Raw genomic sequence first — 15,437 nt, forward strand, 5'->3', positions numbered from 1 at the left:
GCCTTTCGGGCTTCAGCAATTTACGACAGGACGGTTGAGCAGGGCAGCATGGACGCCACGGGCAATGGCCCAGGCCGTGAGAATACCCCAGGCCAAGGTCAGCCCCCACGGCACCACCATGAACACCAGTCCAAGGCCGCCCGTGATGGCGCCCAGACCCGCCACCATGACATGGATCGTCCCGATCACGGTCAGGGCGAGCGCGCCGTACCAGAACATCCGCACCTGCCAGTCGAGCTGCGTGCGCGTCAGCCCCGTAGCGGAGCGTCGGCTTTTATGCGCAATCATCACGCCGATCAGGGCTGTCACGCCCGTGAAAAATCCGGCGACATACAGAGCATAGATCAGCAGGACCAGATCGCGGCCGCTCCGGGCATCATCTCCGCGACCATAACGGCCTGCGGGTTCGTAAGGGACGTAGGATGCGTACATGAGGGAGACATTCCTCTGAGAAAAACTCGACAGCAGCCTTGATGCATGAACCGTGCCAGATCTGGATTTCCTGAGATTCCAGTGAATGGAATCCGTCTGGAACTTCAGGAAATGGCGTATTGCGCCAGTTCGTAACGAGCTTATTCCGCCAATGCCTGGAAACGTCTGGGAAGCGGGCCTTCTCCTGCCAGAATTCCACGCACGCCCACGACCAGCGATACAAGCAGGACGATGTTCCAGACTGCGAAAATGCCGATCGGCAGCAGGAAGATAAGCTGGCCGGGGCCAGAACTTCCGGGCGGTTCTGTCAGGAAGCATGCCAGAAACAGAGCAGCACAACCGATGATGAAGGCAACATCATACCAGAACAGGCGCACCAGCCAGTTCAGATGCATCCGCTCCACCCCGACGCTCGATCTGCGCAGGAGATAGGCGACGATGACACCCGCCAGAAGGCTGATTCCCGTGAAGAAACGGGCGATATACAGCGCGTAAACGAGCAGGACGCCGCTTCTGCCGATGACAGGGGTGGATTCTTGGGAGGATCGGGAAAATTCGCTCAAGCGCGTCTCCTGATGGAAGGTTTAAATAAAAACGCCCGACCAAAGGGGCCGGGCGCAAAATCACGCGATGGTGATGTCCCGGAGGATGTCAGCGGCCCAGTTTGCGGAGCTTCACACCCGCCATGAGCCGTTTTTCGATGACGGCAAGAGACATTCCCCGCGTCTCGGGCACGAACAGGAACGTGAGCAGCAGGAACAGTGCGTTCAGACCGGCGAAGAGCCAGAACGTGCCTGCTGTGCCGAGGGCCTGCATAAGGGTCAGGAAGCTTACACCAACCAGAAGATTGGTCATCCAGTTGGTGAAGGTCGAAATGGCAATTCCGAAATCGCGACCGCCGAGTGGCTGAATTTCGGAGCACAGCACCCACATCAGTGGCCCCGCCGACATGGCGAAACCAGCGCAGAAGATCATCAGCAGAAAAACAGCCGCGATCTGGGAGGACTGCGTGGTCATGCCGGTCTGGAGCAGCATGGCAAGAATGCCCATACCGAACGCCATGACCGTGAAACCTGCATAGAGGATCGGCTTGCGACCCCAGCGATCAACCAGCCCCACAGCCACGAAGGTCGCCAGCATGTTCACCAGACCGATGATGGCCGTGCACCACATCTGCGACTGAGCATCGAAATGCGCCGCCGCGAGAATATTGGGCGCGTAATACATAACGATGTTGATGCCCGCGAGCTGCTGCATCATCTGAAGCATCACGCCCAACGCCACGGAACGGCGGAAATTGGGATTGGTGCGGAAGAGCTTGAAACCCTCCTGTTTCGTCTCAAGCTGCTCGCGGATGGCACGGATTTCCTTGGCGGCTGTCAGCGGGTCATCCCGCAGATCAAGCAGGATCTGCCGCGCTTCTTTGTGACGTCCCTGCGCCATCAGCCAGCGCGGGCTATAGGGCAGGAACAGCACGCCGATCAGAAACAGAATGGCCGGAATACCCGCCACACCGAACATCCAGCGCCAGTTGCCGCTATAGGAAAAATACGTGTCGGACAGGAACGCAATGAAAATGCCGACCGTCACCATAAGCTGATAGGTCGAGACCATCGCCCCGCGGGACTCTTCGCTGGCGATTTCTGACAGGTAGAGTGGGGCGGTGAAGGCGGAAATCCCCACCGCAACGCCCATGACGACCCGAAAGGAAATCATGGACGCGACCGACCAGCTCATGGCGCAGCCAATCGTACCGACCACGAAGATCGCCCCCCCTACGATCAGGGAATGTTTGCGGCCAAGAGTTTTGGACATCCAGCCCGCACTCAAAGCACCTGCCGCCGCACCCGCCATCATGGAGCTGACGACCCATTCCAGCGCGATGGTGGAAGCGTGATATTCCTTGCCGAACAGGTCCAGCGCCCCTGCCACAACACCGATATCAAGCCCGGACATGAGACCCGCCAGCGCCGCGATCACGCCAATGGCGATGATCTTGAAGCGCGTTGCGTCGAAAATGGATGTGCTGCTGTCATCCTGCGGCGAAATGGTCCCTGTTGTTCCAGGCTGATCGTTCATAGGCCAGTGCGTTCCTTTTGTTCTGTCATAGAATGACATCAATCTTTCATGCGGATGTCATATCCGTAACCTATAACACAAAACCGTTTACAGCGTGAGCGCGCTGCGGATCTCGCCGACTGTGAACCCGTTCCAGTTCCGCATGGTCTGCGTGGCAGTTGCGTCCAGAATGTCGCGGTCTGCGGCGTCCCGGCACAGTGTTTCACCGCCGAAGCGACGCAGCAGGGCGGACATTACGACTTCCGCAGCGCGGTTGGCGCCGTCATCGGTCTTGATGGCCAGACCGAGGCCCAGTTCCGGCAAAGACGCGATCATCACGCCTTCTGCGCCCATCTTCACAAAGACCCGTGTGCCGAACCGATCCATGATTTTCGTGTCGTAGCGCCCTGTCCCGGCGACCATGAACGGATTGGCCGCCACGGCCTCACGAAGACGTGTGGTCGCACGGGAGCGCCCTTCGGACAGCCCGGTTCCCGCACCAAATTTTGCAAAACCTTTCGCAAGCGCCTTCAGAGGGACGGCATAGGTCGGCATGGAACAGCCATCCATGCCGCGGTTAGCATCGTCATGTGGCGCGTCCATCATGACGGCCAGCACATCCGTCACGCGGCGCTGGATTTCGTGGGACGGGTCGATATAGCCGGTCGGATCGATTCCCTGATCGCAGGACAGGCACACCATGCCCGCGTGTTTGCCCGAACAGTTGTTGTGCAGCGGGCAGGCGTCCTGATGTGCGGCCGCCAGCGCGCGGCCAGCCGGTTCGTAGGTCGGCCAGTGCGTTCCGCATTCCAGAGACCCGACATCCCGGCCGACCGACGCCAGCATCGTGGCCGCCATTTCGGCATGGGCTTTCTCGCCACCATGCGAGGCACAGGCAAGCGCCAACGCATCGCTGCTCAGACCGAGACGGTCCGCAGCGCCACTTTCCACCAGTTCGATCGCGAGCAGGGACTTGACGGTCGAACGCGGAAATACCGCTGCCTCTACATCCCCACACGACCAGACCACGCTGCCATCGGCATCCACGACAACCGCGCGGCCCAGATGATGGGATTCGACACGTCCGCCGCGCGTGACCTCGGCCAGAAGGCCCGACTGTGCTGCCATATGATACTCTCCCTGCCTCTCATGATTTTTCTGGACCGAGCACATAGCACGGACGGCCGTCCTGACGATCTGCCGTCAGCCAAGGCTGGATCAGACGCCGCCGGACACGCACGATCCCCAGATCTTCCGTCACCGGAGCATCCGCGAGATCCTGCGCCAGATGCGCGGCCGTGCGGAATATGAGGCTGTCCGTCAGAGAGAGGCCATTTTCCACAATCATCCGGGCGCTGACGAAATCCGTCAGATGATACACAAACGCTTCCCCAGACGGAGGGCGGAACCTGACAGGATTCAGGAGGCAGGCTTCGACCTCCTCCGCATCCAGATGCGTCCGCGGTGGCGTCCAGCCCAGAAGATCCGGCTGATCAGCCGGAGCCACAGAGGCGCGGGGCAGCGGAGTTTCCGGGCGCGGACGACGGGACTGGGGTAGCGTTTCAAACAGCGGCGCCGACGACGGGGAACGACGGCGGCCCATGCGTTTCAGCCTGCCGTGGTTTTCGGGCGGCGTACCGGCAGGACACCGGCTTTCTGACAGGCCACGCACAGGCCTTCAATTTCGACGGTCGCGGACTCGGCTTTAAAGCCCATGCTCTGTGCCGCACGGGTCAGAACCGGCGCGATGGATTCCTGCTCAAGTTCCCACGCCCGATCACAGCCTCGGCAGATCAGAAACTGCGCCCGGTGCATTCCGCCTTCGTCATGGTGGTTGCACCCATGCGGACATTCCACGGCGTGCGAACAGCCTACAAAGGCGCTCAACCGCTCCAGACGGTGGATCAGACTGTTTTCCAGCAAAAAATCCAGCGCCCGGTAAACCGTAGGCGGGGCGGCTTTCGGGTGGGCAGGGCGCAGTCTGGCTAGAAGATCATAAGCTCCGGACGGTTTCTCGCTGGACAGGATCAGCCCCAGCACCTGCCGACGCGTTTCGGTCAGGCGCTGCCCGTTGCGCTGGCACCACTCAGTCGTGAGGTCGAGGCGCTGTGTGACTTCGGGCGAGAAAACGAGCGTATCAGCAGTGGCAGAAGAATCCGGCATGGACGTCAATATGGCATCCCCGCCCTGCTTTGCCGAGAGACCCACGCACAAACAGTGTCAGGTTGCGAACTGCCGCACCAGATCCTGGATCAGGTCCGGATCGCTTTCCAGCATGACCTGTCGGCGGAGTTGGTCGCAGTCTTCGAGCGTCAGGGTGCGGATCAGGCGCTTCACACGCGGCAGGGAGGCGGAGTTCATGGAAAAGGACCGCAGACCCAGACCGATCAGCAACGCCACCACGCGCGGATCAGACGCCATTTCCCCGCAGACCGAAATCGGACGGCGCGCCTTCAAGGCCGAATCTGCCGCCGCTTCGATCAGTCGCAGCACCCCCGGATGAAGCGGGCTGTAGCGGTCGGCTACCATGGAATCCGAACGGTCCACGGCAAGCGTGTACATCGTCAGGTCATTGGTGCCGAGCGCCATGAAATCAGCGTGCCGGGCCAGCGTATCCACCGTCAGAGCGGCGGCAGGGGTTTCGATCATGATCCCCAGCGGCGGCAGCGGATCGGGCAACGTATGGCCCTTGCGCTTGAGGCGTCGGGCCACCCGGTCATAAATCTCCCGCGCTGCCACGATTTCGTCTGCGGACGTCACCATCGGCAGCAAAATCCGCACCGGCCCGATGACTGCGCCCTCTTCAGGCTCGGCAGCCCGCAGGATCGCGGCGAACTGCGTTTCCAGCACATCCGGCACCCGCAGGAGCAGACGCACACCCCTCAGGCCCAGCGCAGGATTTCCACCATCCGCAACCTGCTCTGCCAGACCCAACCGACGCATACAGGCCCTGCCCTTTTCGCCACCCCAGTCCAACACGCGGATCGTGACGGGACGGCCATCCATGGCCTGCACGATGGCGCGATAGGCGTCGGTCTGGCCGTCTTCGTCGGGCAGGTCTTCGCGTTCACCGAACAGGAATTCGCTACGCAGAAGACCTATGCCCTTCGCACCATTGCGCAACAGCATCGGCATTTCCGCCGGCAGTTCCAGATTGGCCGAAAGTTCAATGTCTTCGCCGCTCTGAAGCTGGGCTGGCAGACGCTTGAGCCGCCCGAACGCCCGCTTTTCCTTGACCTCACGCTGCGCGAATTCCCCCGCCAGACGCAGTTCGGTTTCGTTAGGTGACAGCGTGACGGTCCCGAGATGCCCGTCCACGACCAGCATCTCGCCTTCCTGAACCTGCGCCATGAGGTTCGGAACGGCGAGGATGGCGGGAATATCGAGCGCGCGCAGCAGGATCGCCGTGTGGTCCGCGCCGCCCCCGCCCTGCGTGACGACCGCCGCAATCCGCGCAGGATCGATCATGGCAACATCGGCCGGACGCAGCTGCTCCGCCACCAGAATAGAGCCGGGAGGCAGGCTCGAAAACGCGCGATAGGAGATGCCGGTCAGGTTCCGCATCAGGCGCCGCCCGACTTCTTCGAACTCGCCCGCAAGACGCAGATTGGCGTCGGCGTCCTGTGCGCTGTTCTCCCGCGCCACAGCCTCAGCCATGCGAGAAACCTGCGCCGCCAGTTCCTGCGTGACGTCCGAGACGGCTGCCTCCGCACAGAGCCCCTCACCCGCGATCCGCTCCCGCACCTGACGCACAAGTCGCGACGGGCCGAGCATGCGTTCATAGACCGTCAGAAGGGAGGCGATTTCCGCACGCCCCTCTTCCGGCAAGCCGACCAGCCGGTCGCGCATTTTCTCTATCTGATGAAATGCCCGAGCGATGGCTTCGTCCAGACGGACGTTCTCTACCTCCGGCCCAATGGCGCTGTAGCGTTCGGTGATGTCGGGCAGCGGGAGGGCTTCAACCCGTCCGGCAGGGCCGAGTGCCATACCGGGCGTGATGGCCTTGCCCTGAAGAAACGTACTGGAGGACGCGCTGCGGCGGGGCTGTCGGGAAGAGCGGCGACGGGACGGCGTTTCAGTCACGCTCGCCAAATCCGTCCGCGATCAGGGCCTCCAGAGCATTGAGCACCTCGACCGCCTGAGGCCCGTGGGCACGGAGCGTCACGCTCTGCCCCTCCCCGGCTCCCAGCATCATCAGTCCCATAATCGACAGGGCGGAGACGACATTGGAGCCGTGGGCAATCGTGGCCTCGGCGTCGAAACACTCGGCGGTCGTCACGATCTTGGCGGCTGGTCGGGCATGAAGGCCCAGATGGTTGACGATGCTGACAGTGCGTGGCGGGACGGACAGGGTCGTATCACTCATTCAGCGAACTCGATTCAATGAACCGGCAGCGTACAGGCACGCGGCCCGCCATGGAGACAGGGAGCAGGAAGTTGGGACGCCACGGCGATATACTTCCGCCCCGCCATTGTGGCCTTTTCCACGCAACCCGCAAGATCCAGATCGCGACGTGTTTTCGCCAGTTTGACCAGCATCGGCACATTCACGCCCGACACGACCTCAACATGCCCCGGCTCGCGCAGGGACAGCGCCAGATTGGAAGGCGAACTTCCAAAAATATCCGTCAGCACCAGAACGCCATCGCCGGTATCGAGGCGCTGGAGCAGGCGTTCGGCCGCAGGACGCAGCACGGCGGGATCGTCATCATCCGCAACGCCGACCACGCCCACCTGAGTCTGCGGACCCACGACATGAACCAGCGTTTCCAGCAGGACATCGCCAAGACGTCCGTGCGTAATCAGCATGAGTCCGATCATACTGTTCTGTCCTGTAAAGAAAGATCCTGTAGTGGGTCCTGCGGAGGGACGGCCCAGCGCCGGGGCGCCACCCCTTTGCGGGCGAGTTCGCGGTGCAGAACCATCATCGGCCCGACCGGCATGGTTTTGGGAAGAATACGGGCCAGTTCTTCCACGATCGTCACCGAGCGATGGCGTCCGCCGCTGCATCCGATAGCGATAGTGGCATATTTCTTGCCTTCCGCGACAAAACGGGGAAGCACCAGTTCCAGAAGGCTCTGGATATGGCCGAAAAAAGCGGGATAGGCCGGGTCTGACTTCACGTACTGCACGACTGCCTCATCCAGACCGGTCATGGGCTGGAGGAACGGATCATAATGTGGATTGCGCAGGAAACGCGCATCGAAAACCATGTCGGCTTCGCGCGGCAGACCTGACGGATAGGCAAAGGACATCAGCGCAACCGTCAGCCCGTCCCCACCCGAGCAGCCAAAGCGCGTTTCAATCAACTGGCGCAGCTCCGGCGAAGGCAGGTCGGACGTGTCGATCACCAGATCCGCATTGGCGCGCAGCGGAGCCAGAAGGGCGGTTTCCTGCTCGATTCCGGGAAGAATGGTGCCGCTTGTCACCAGCGGATGGCGGCGGCGCGTGGCGGTGAAGCGACGCAGAAGGATTTCAGGTTCGGCAGTGGCGTAGAGGAGTTGCACCACGCAGTCCGGCAGAAGGCGAAGGCGCTCCAGCTCTTCAAGAACGCGAGAGGCTTCGAACCCGCGACTGCGGACGTCGATTCCGATGGCCAGATTCTGTCCGGCCCGTGACGCGAGCGCTTGGATCAGGTTCAGAGGTGGGTTGTCCACGACCTCATGACCCAGATCTTCCAGAACCCGCAATATGGATGATTTTCCCGCCCCGGACAGACCCGTTACAATCAGGATCCGACGGGACCCGTGACCATAGCCGGATAAGGAGCCAGACTCGGGATGGTTCGCCGATGCCATGCCACACTCTAGCCTTTTTTCTTTTGGTACGGAACTATTTCAAACCTTCACGTTTTTTTAGCGTTTCTCCGGCCCCGGCGACCCATTCGTAAGAGCCGCAACAGGCTTTGAGCGCTGCCCTGATCCGGGCCACCGTTCCCGGAAAACCGGGCTCCAGACACAACATCACCGCACCCGTCCAGGGGTCCCGGCACGATTCGGGCAGGCGTGGCTGTCCCTGCCCTAGACAGACCCGCAGGCGGACCGTCGCTTTCACAACAAAAGGTGTCCGCAGAATTCCCACACCCCGGACTTCGATCAATCCTGCCAGCCGCGCGGGGGCCGAAGCGACCACCCCCTCCAGCAGCACACGGTCATCCGCCACGAGATCAAAACCCGCATCCATCAGCCGCAGGGCCAGTTCCGATTTCCCCGCGCCCGGGGGGCCGGAAATCAGGACAGCTTCCCCGTTCCACGCCACGCAGCTTGCATGGACCGAATCTTCAGAGAGGGATGGCGAGACGGACATGACGGATTGCGACCTCATCAGGAGCGGACTAAGACCTTGGACCGGACAGGGGCATGACGGCCCCCTGACATGGATCAGGACTTCGAACCACCATGGGCGTATCCTTCCCTTCATCGACCGTCACCGTACATGGAGACGAGGTCACCTGCACGGATTTCAGTGGTTTCAGCCCGGAAGGGGATCGCCCCGGACGGCTGTCGGATGAGTGTCAGGCAGCACTTTCGGCCATTTCTCTGGCTTTGGCCGATCATGGCCTCACGCTGGACCACACCCGGCATGTCGCGGCCATGATCCGCGAGGGCCAGACCTTCAGCCAGTGTCAGGCAGCCCTGAACGAGGCTTTGGGGGCCGCAAAACCCGCGCTGACCCTGCGGATCGTGCAGCGTTTTCCTTTCCCCGAACAGCGCATCGCCCTCAGCCTGACGGCTACACCTCACGGATAATGGAAAAATACGCCACTTCATGGCGGATTTTATGATTTTACCGAGGTGATTTATCTTCAACCTGCTGAAGATCGAATTTTTCTGACTGAAAATAAAAACTGGCACGCTTCCTGCACTGAAGATTTCCAGACGCAATCAGCGTCGGATCTGACTTCAGGAACGTCGTGCCATGACCCGTTTTTCCTCCTTGCTGCTCTGCGCCCTCTCCATCACCAGCCTTGCCCTGCCGCTTCAGGCCACACACGCCGCTCCCAGCGGGATCGGGACGACCAGCACGGAAATTGACCTCTCGTCGCTGGATCTCAGGGCCACGCGGGACTGGACCATCGCCAACCAGAAAATTGCCCAAGCGTCTCACGTCGTCTGCCAGAAGCTCATTCAGGACAACTGGCTGGTGGACAGCGATGGCGCCGATTGCGAGCAGGACGCCTTTTCCCGCGCCCATGATGACCTTTACGTCCTGCGGGATCAGCAGCGCGCGCGGCATCAGGCTGGTCATGTGATCCTTGCCCTCTCCGCCAGGAAGTGACCGCCATGTCCCGGCCCGCTTTTGCGGCCCTGATGCTGGCGCTGCCAGTGGCCGCGGCCCTTGTTCCGGGCGCGATTGCGGGCCTGTACCCGGAACCAGCCATCACCGTGCAGGGCACGGGCCGGATGGTAGCATCAGGACGCGCGAGGGAGCCGCACCACGAAACACGCCCCCCGGATCGCCCCGGACGCATCCATCCGGTTCTCGGCGAACAGGTTGCCGCGCAGGGCGTGAATGATCTGCCGACTGATCGCGAGCCCGAGCCCGGAATGCTGGCCGAAGTTCTCGGTCTGGGGGCGCTCTGAATAGAAGCGGTCGAAGATGCTTTCCAGCTTGCCGGGCGGAATGCCGGGGCCCTGATCGGTGATGGTGATTTCCACCACGCTGCCCGTTCCCGGCCCGCTGCCTGCGATGTCGCGCGCACTGGCATGGAGGGCGATGATGCCCTTCGGCGGCGAGAACGAGACCGCATTGCCAATCAGGTTCCGCAATACCTGAACCAGACGATCCTCCACGGCCAGCGCCTTGAGCGGCGGGTCCTGATCGCGGACATCCAGACGCAGCACGGGATCGTTTTCCCGGCGGGTGGTCTGATGCATTTCCGCGAGAATAGCGAGGAGAGCGACGACCGAAACGGGTTCAGGCCGCACGCGGGAGAGTTCGGCATCAATCCGGCTGGCATCGGAAATATCGGTAATCAGACGGTCCAGCCGTTTGACGTCGCTGTTGATGATCCCCATCAGCCGGTCGCGACGTTCAGTAATCTGAATGCGCGGCAACGTCTCGATGGCGGAGCGGATGGAAGAAAGCGGGTTCTTGATTTCGTGGCTGACATCGGCGGCGAAGCGTTCGATGTCGTCCATTCGCGCCCAAAGCGCCAATGCACTGCCCCGGAGCGAGCGGGCCAGAACGCCGATCTCGTCCCGACGGACCAGCAACCGTTCAGGCACCAGATCCTTGCGCCCATCCGCCTCACGCATGTCGTTGGACGCGCGCGCCAGAGTCAGCAGCGGACGCGCGATCGTGAGCGACAGATACCAGGACAGCAGCACCGTCACGACAAGCGCCGCCAGAACCAGCGACAGGATCGAGGACCGAACGGCGAAAAGCGTCCGATCCACTTCCGGCGCGTGACGCGTCAGCTGGATTTCGCCAACCGTCACACCATCGCGCACGACCGGCTCCACCACCGTCACGACCAGTTGGTGGTCCTTGGTGCGGCGGATGAAGGGCGGCAGTTCGGCCTGCGACTGGAGCGGCCGGGCATCATGCGGGCCGTCCATGGCGGTGTCATTGGTGTCGAGCGTGACTTCCTCGCTGGAGGTCAGCGGCAGGAGCGACAGCAGCCAGTCATAGAAACTTTCAAGGATATTGTTCCGCGGCGGCTGCCACGGCGTGCCATCAACAGGGTCGGGAAGCGCATGGTCCTGCTTGCGGCGCGAGGCCGTGCGGCTGTCCACCACCAGCTTGCCATCCGGATCGAACAGTAAAGCGTGAGCATTCGGACTCGGCTCGGTCAGGCTGGCCAAAAGCGGACGGGCCTGCGCGACGTCCAGTTCCAGATTACCGCCGGGCGCGGGATGGCCCGGCCCATGCGCACTGACCCGAACAGCGGACTGGCCAAGCGCGCCAGCATAGATATGCGCCTGTTCGCGCAGGGCGTTGACGTCGGTTTCCAACAGTCCGTTCTGGAACTGGTCCAGAAACAGCAACGTGACGGCCAGCAGGGCGAGCGGCAGGGCGTTAAGCAGCAGAATTCGCACCAGAAGCGGAGACGCCAGACGCCGCCGCGATAGCGAGATTTCCGAAGCCCGGGGCGGGCGCAGGCGCTTCAGGATCTTTGCGCCGATCCTCCGCAAAGACTCGCCCAGCCCTGCCCGCAGACCAGCCCGGGCCGATTCGGCACGCCGCCGGTCCCGGCCCTGTTCCAGCCGTTCAGCATCGAGAATATGGCCTGTCGGAAAAGCCCCCGAATCATCGTCCACGCGCGCTTACTCGTCTCGGTAGCGGTAGCCGATGCCGTACAGCGTCTCGATCTGGTTGAACTCGTCGTCCACCTGCCGGAACTTCTTGCGGACGCGCTTGATGTGGCTGTCGATCGTGCGGTCATCGACATAGATGTTGTCCCCATAGGCAGCATCAATGAGCTGATCGCGCGACTTCACCATCCCCGGACGCAGGGCCAGAGCCTTGACCAGCAGAAACTCCGTGACCGTGAGCGCAATGTCCTGCCCGTCCCACAGGCACTGATGACGCGTCTCGTCCAGCGAGAGCTTGCCGCGAACGATGGCGGAGCCGACGGCTGCCACCCCCGTGGCCTCGGCCCGGCTGGCATCCTGACGGCGCAGCAAAGCGCGGATACGCTCGATCAGCAGGCGCTGGGAGAACGGCTTGGTGATGTAATCGTCAGCCCCCAGACGCAGGCCCATGAGCTGGTCCAGCTCCTCGTCCTTGGACGTCAGGAAAATGACCGGCAGGTTCGAGCGCGAGCGCAGGCGCTGGAGCAGCTCCATGCCGTCCATGCGCGGCATTTTCACATCCAGCACCGCAAGGCTGACCGGGCGCGACGTGATGCCCTGCAGCGCGCTTTCGCCGTCGGTATAGGTGTGAACGGTAAATCCTTCGGCTTCGAGCGTCATCTGAACCGACGCGAGAATGTTCCGGTCATCGTCCACCAGCGCGATAATCGGCGCGGCGGAAGCTCCGGGCGGCGTCTGCGAGGCAGGCGCGGGCGGCGCGTAGGGGGTTCGGGGCGTCTCCATAAGGGGTCCGTCTGCTGAGAACTGTTGCGGCTTTTTACCTATAACCCATGATCCATGATGGCGGAAAATAGGCTTTTCAATGACATGATGCGTCGTTATGCGACGGCGCAACCCTTGTCTTTAGGACAATCAGCGTTATCTCCTGAAGAAGAACGGGGCCGCATGATGGCCCGTCCCACCAAAGAAGGTCGTGACATGACAGACCACAACGCCTCGCCGGAAACGGCCCATGACGTGCCTGAACAGGGCGTCGAGACCTCCGGACACGAGACACCGGGCATGAACGAAACCGGCGGTGAAACGCTGGAAGAGACGACTCCCGAAGCCCGCATCGAGGCTCTTGAAGCCGAGGTTGCGGAACTCAAGGACCGCTGGGTTCGGTCGGAAGCCGAAAGCCAAAACATCCGCGCCCGCGCCAAGCGCGATATCGAGGATGCCCGCCAGTACGCCATCCAGAAATTCGCCCGCGATGTGGTGGAAGCCGCTGACAATCTTGAGCGCGGTCTGGCCTCCCTGCCCGCCAAGACAGAAGGCGAAGACGTCCTCATCACGAAGCTGCGTGAGGGAATCGAGGGCACACAGCGCTCGTTCCTCGGCATTCTCGAACGCAACGGCATCACCTGCGAAGACCCGACCGGCAAGCCGTTCGACGCCAACCTGCATCAGGCGATGGCGGAACAGCCTTCCGACCAGCATCCGTCGGGCCATGTCATGCAGGCCTGGACGCCGGCATGGCTGCTCAAGGGCCGCCTGCTGAAGCCCGCCATGGTCGTGGTCGCCAAGGGCGAACCGGCTGCGGCACCGCAGGGCGTCGACACCACGGCCTAATTGACCGCAGGGTCGATTTTCTTTGCGGAACGGCAGCCGGGAACGGTTGGCGTTCCGCAACACCCTGCTAAAGTCGGCTCATGAGTCGCATACTTGTCATAAAGCTCGGCGCGCTGGGCGATTTCGTTCAGGCTTTCGGCGCTTTCGCGTCCATTCGGGCCGCCTTTCCCCACGCCACGCTGACCCTTCTGACGACCGCGCCTTTCGTGGATCTGGCCCGCGCCGCACCGTGGTTTGACGAGATCCTGACGGATGACCGCCCGTCGATGCGGAACCTGCCGGGGCTGTGGCGCCTGTCGCGAAAACTGCGCGGTTATGACCGGGTCTTCGATCTTCAGACCTCGGGACGGTCTAAAACCTATTTCCGCCTTGCCGGACAGCCTGCAAACTGGTCGGGTATTTCCGATGGCTGCTGCCATCCGCACGGCAATCCGTCTCGCAACGCCATGCACACGCTGGCCCGGCTCGACGACCAACTCCATGACGCCGGAGTCACGCCCCTGCCACGCAGTGTTCCGCGCTGGCTTCAGGGCTATGGGCCGGACATTCCCGCCCCCTATGCCGTTCTGGTGCCGGGCGCAGCTCCCCACCGTCCCCAGAAACGCTGGCCCAGCGCCCGCTTCGCCGAAATCGCAAAATCCCTTGCCGCGAAGGGCATCCGTCCGCTCATCGTCGGCACGCAAACCGAAGCGCCTCTGGCTCAGGACATCCTGCTCGCCTGCCCAGCGGCCCTCGACCTGACGGGCCAGACCACGATGGTCGAACTCGCAGGCGTGCTCGACCGTGCCTCCCTCGTGATTGGCAACGACACCGGCCCGATGCATCTGGCTGCCGCGATGGACACACCCTGCCTCACGCTGTTTGGCCCGGACAGCGATCCGCGCCTGACGGCCCCCCTCACCCTCACGTCCGGCAGAACAGAGCTGATCGTGGTGCCCGATCTGGCGATGCTGCCCGTCGAGCGGGTCGAGGCCTGCATGAACGCCCTGCTGTCCCGATGACCCGAATCCGCTGCGTCATGATGCAGAAGAACGAGGCGACCCTGCTGGAGCCTTGGATTCTATGGCACGCGGCGATTTTCGGCTTTCCCAGCCTGACCGTGATCGACAATGGGTCGACCGATCCCACCGTTCTGGAGATCCAGCGCCGCTATGAAGAAAAAGGCGTGCGGATCATCCGCGATCATGCAGCGCCCAGTGATTTCCTGCACAAGGGCGAGGTCATCGCGAACATCATCCGCCAGTGGGATGCAGAAGAGTCCTATGATTTTGCCGTCCCATTAGATTGCGACGAGTTCCTGACGGTTTTTCTGGACCAGCTTTCACTCGATCCTGACGTTATCCGCCGACAGTTCGACTATCTGGAGCAGGAAAACGCGACCTTCATTACCGAACGCCTACTGCTGAACGTGCCAGAGGCGCCGGATTATTACCTGCCCCAGATCGTCCGGCGCAGTCTGTTCAAAGCACGAACGATCGTCAGTCTGGACCGCGGCTTCCACAATCCCCAAAGCCTTTATCCTGAGCGCTACGTCCGCACGCCTTTCGTGCATCTCCATCTGCACAACCGCCCCGATTATGAAGATATCCGCCGCTTTGCGCGCCAGAAACTGACCGCCACAGACACAGGCGACGCACTGGAACACCCTGCAAACGGGACACATCTTCACTTCTATTTCCGTACGGACGCCGAGGCTTTTTCTGCCGGTTACCGGCCTGTTCCAAACATTTATGCGCCCATAATCGCGCAGCGCTTCCGCGATCTTGGCGTCGATCCGGACATCCTGTTGGGCACGGGAGAGAGCGTTCCACACCCTCCACTCAGCATCCCGTCCGGCTTTGTGGCCCATCGGGCGCGGAACGACGGGCAGCAGCACGAATATCGGGTGTTCGATCCGCTGTATTATGCCCAGAGCAATCCGGACGTGACGCAGGACCCCTATTACGGGATCTGGCCCCTCATCCATTATGTCACGCTCGGATGGGACGAAGGACGGCAGTCCGATCCCCATGATGGGCCTGCGCTCGTGATCCAGACGGACAAAGCGACCTGAAAACGGTTCGACTGTTCGTCTGGGGG

18 protein-coding genes are annotated in these 15,437 nt (G+C 62.0%); 5 read left to right on the forward strand and 13 right to left on the reverse strand.

Features of this window, described 5'->3' with window-relative positions:
- Positions 1-12 precede the first annotated feature (12 nt).
- The 11 genes from ABDK74_RS07825 to ABDK74_RS07875 form a co-directional block, all read right to left on the reverse strand.
- A complete protein-coding gene (locus ABDK74_RS07825; RefSeq protein ID WP_346003373.1) occupies positions 13-432 on the reverse strand; it encodes a hypothetical protein in 420 nt (139 codons plus the stop codon).
- Between the two features lie 140 nt (positions 433-572).
- Positions 573-995 (reverse strand): hypothetical protein, encoded by a 423-nt coding sequence (locus tag ABDK74_RS07830; protein WP_346003374.1) that lies wholly within the window; start codon positions 993-995, stop codon positions 573-575.
- An 88-nt stretch (positions 996-1,083) separates the two neighbouring features.
- A complete protein-coding gene (locus ABDK74_RS07835; RefSeq protein WP_346003375.1) occupies positions 1,084-2,511 on the reverse strand; it encodes a sugar porter family MFS transporter in 1,428 nt (475 codons plus the stop codon).
- Between the two features lie 87 nt (positions 2,512-2,598).
- Positions 2,599-3,618: an asparaginase gene (locus ABDK74_RS07840; protein ID WP_346003376.1), complete on the reverse strand. Its 1,020-nt coding sequence runs from the start codon at positions 3,616-3,618 to the stop codon at positions 2,599-2,601.
- 19 nt (positions 3,619-3,637) lie between these two features.
- Complete coding sequence (locus ABDK74_RS07845; RefSeq protein ID WP_346003377.1) at positions 3,638-4,093, reverse strand: hypothetical protein; 456 nt, start codon at positions 4,091-4,093, stop codon at positions 3,638-3,640.
- Positions 4,094-4,098: 5 nt separating this feature from the next.
- A complete protein-coding gene (locus ABDK74_RS07850) occupies positions 4,099-4,653 on the reverse strand; it encodes a Fur family transcriptional regulator (RefSeq protein ID WP_346003378.1) in 555 nt (184 codons plus the stop codon).
- Between the two features lie 57 nt (positions 4,654-4,710).
- Positions 4,711-6,573, reverse strand: coding sequence for a phosphoenolpyruvate--protein phosphotransferase (gene ptsP / locus ABDK74_RS07855; protein WP_346003379.1), 1,863 nt, complete (start codon positions 6,571-6,573; stop codon positions 4,711-4,713).
- Positions 6,566-6,856 (reverse strand): HPr family phosphocarrier protein, encoded by a 291-nt coding sequence (locus ABDK74_RS07860; protein ID WP_211566230.1) that lies wholly within the window; start codon positions 6,854-6,856, stop codon positions 6,566-6,568. The genes ptsP and ABDK74_RS07860 overlap by 8 nt, the downstream gene beginning before the upstream one ends.
- A 14-nt stretch (positions 6,857-6,870) precedes the next feature.
- A complete protein-coding gene (locus ABDK74_RS07865; protein ID WP_099285746.1) occupies positions 6,871-7,311 on the reverse strand; it encodes a PTS sugar transporter subunit IIA in 441 nt (146 codons plus the stop codon).
- Positions 7,308-8,288 (reverse strand): RNase adapter RapZ, encoded by a 981-nt coding sequence (rapZ, locus tag ABDK74_RS07870; protein WP_346003380.1) that lies wholly within the window; start codon positions 8,286-8,288, stop codon positions 7,308-7,310. Before rapZ ends, ABDK74_RS07865 begins: the two co-directional genes overlap by 4 nt.
- Positions 8,289-8,322: 34 nt before the next feature.
- Positions 8,323-8,796 carry an HPr kinase/phosphatase C-terminal domain-containing protein gene (locus ABDK74_RS07875; RefSeq protein ID WP_346003381.1) on the reverse strand — a complete coding sequence of 158 codons (474 nt, stop codon included), beginning with the start codon at positions 8,794-8,796 and terminating at the stop codon, positions 8,323-8,325.
- Between the two features lie 92 nt (positions 8,797-8,888).
- On the opposite strand from ABDK74_RS07875, the gene ABDK74_RS07880 reads away from it, so the two are divergent.
- Together ABDK74_RS07880 and ABDK74_RS07885 are read left to right on the forward strand one after the other, a co-directional pair.
- On the forward strand, positions 8,889-9,239 hold the full coding sequence (locus tag ABDK74_RS07880) for an endoribonuclease L-PSP (RefSeq protein ID WP_346003382.1): 351 nt from the start codon (positions 8,889-8,891) through the stop codon (positions 9,237-9,239).
- Between the two features lie 169 nt (positions 9,240-9,408).
- Positions 9,409-9,768, forward strand: a complete 360-nt coding sequence (locus ABDK74_RS07885; protein WP_194253934.1) for a UrcA family protein — start codon at positions 9,409-9,411, stop codon at positions 9,766-9,768.
- Between the two features lie 134 nt (positions 9,769-9,902).
- Here the strand turns inward: ABDK74_RS07885 and ABDK74_RS07890 are convergent, their stop codons facing one another.
- The gene (locus tag ABDK74_RS07890) at positions 9,903-11,753 is read right to left on the reverse strand and encodes a stimulus-sensing domain-containing protein (protein ID WP_346003383.1); all 1,851 of its coding nucleotides are present in this window, start codon (positions 11,751-11,753) and stop codon (positions 9,903-9,905) included.
- A gap of 6 nt (positions 11,754-11,759) precedes the next feature.
- Positions 11,760-12,530: a response regulator transcription factor gene (locus ABDK74_RS07895; RefSeq protein WP_062031216.1), complete on the reverse strand. Its 771-nt coding sequence runs from the start codon at positions 12,528-12,530 to the stop codon at positions 11,760-11,762.
- A 162-nt stretch (positions 12,531-12,692) separates the two neighbouring features.
- Between ABDK74_RS07895 and ABDK74_RS07900 the strand changes: the two genes are divergently transcribed.
- The 3 genes from ABDK74_RS07900 to ABDK74_RS07910 all read left to right on the forward strand — a co-directional run bounded on the left by ABDK74_RS07900 (position 12,693) and on the right by ABDK74_RS07910 (position 15,411).
- The gene (locus tag ABDK74_RS07900) at positions 12,693-13,358 is read left to right on the forward strand and encodes a nucleotide exchange factor GrpE (protein ID WP_194261172.1); all 666 of its coding nucleotides are present in this window, start codon (positions 12,693-12,695) and stop codon (positions 13,356-13,358) included.
- A gap of 80 nt (positions 13,359-13,438) precedes the next feature.
- The gene (locus tag ABDK74_RS07905) at positions 13,439-14,359 is read left to right on the forward strand and encodes a glycosyltransferase family 9 protein (protein WP_346003384.1); all 921 of its coding nucleotides are present in this window, start codon (positions 13,439-13,441) and stop codon (positions 14,357-14,359) included.
- Positions 14,356-15,411, forward strand: a complete 1,056-nt coding sequence (locus ABDK74_RS07910) for a glycosyltransferase family 2 protein (RefSeq protein ID WP_346003385.1) — start codon at positions 14,356-14,358, stop codon at positions 15,409-15,411. Before ABDK74_RS07905 ends, ABDK74_RS07910 begins: the two co-directional genes overlap by 4 nt.
- Positions 15,412-15,437 lie beyond the last annotated feature (26 nt).

Origin of the sequence: Gluconobacter sp. OJB (genome assembly GCF_039638275.1) — a bacterium.
GTDB classification, from domain to species: domain Bacteria; phylum Pseudomonadota; class Alphaproteobacteria; order Acetobacterales; family Acetobacteraceae; genus Gluconobacter; species Gluconobacter cerevisiae.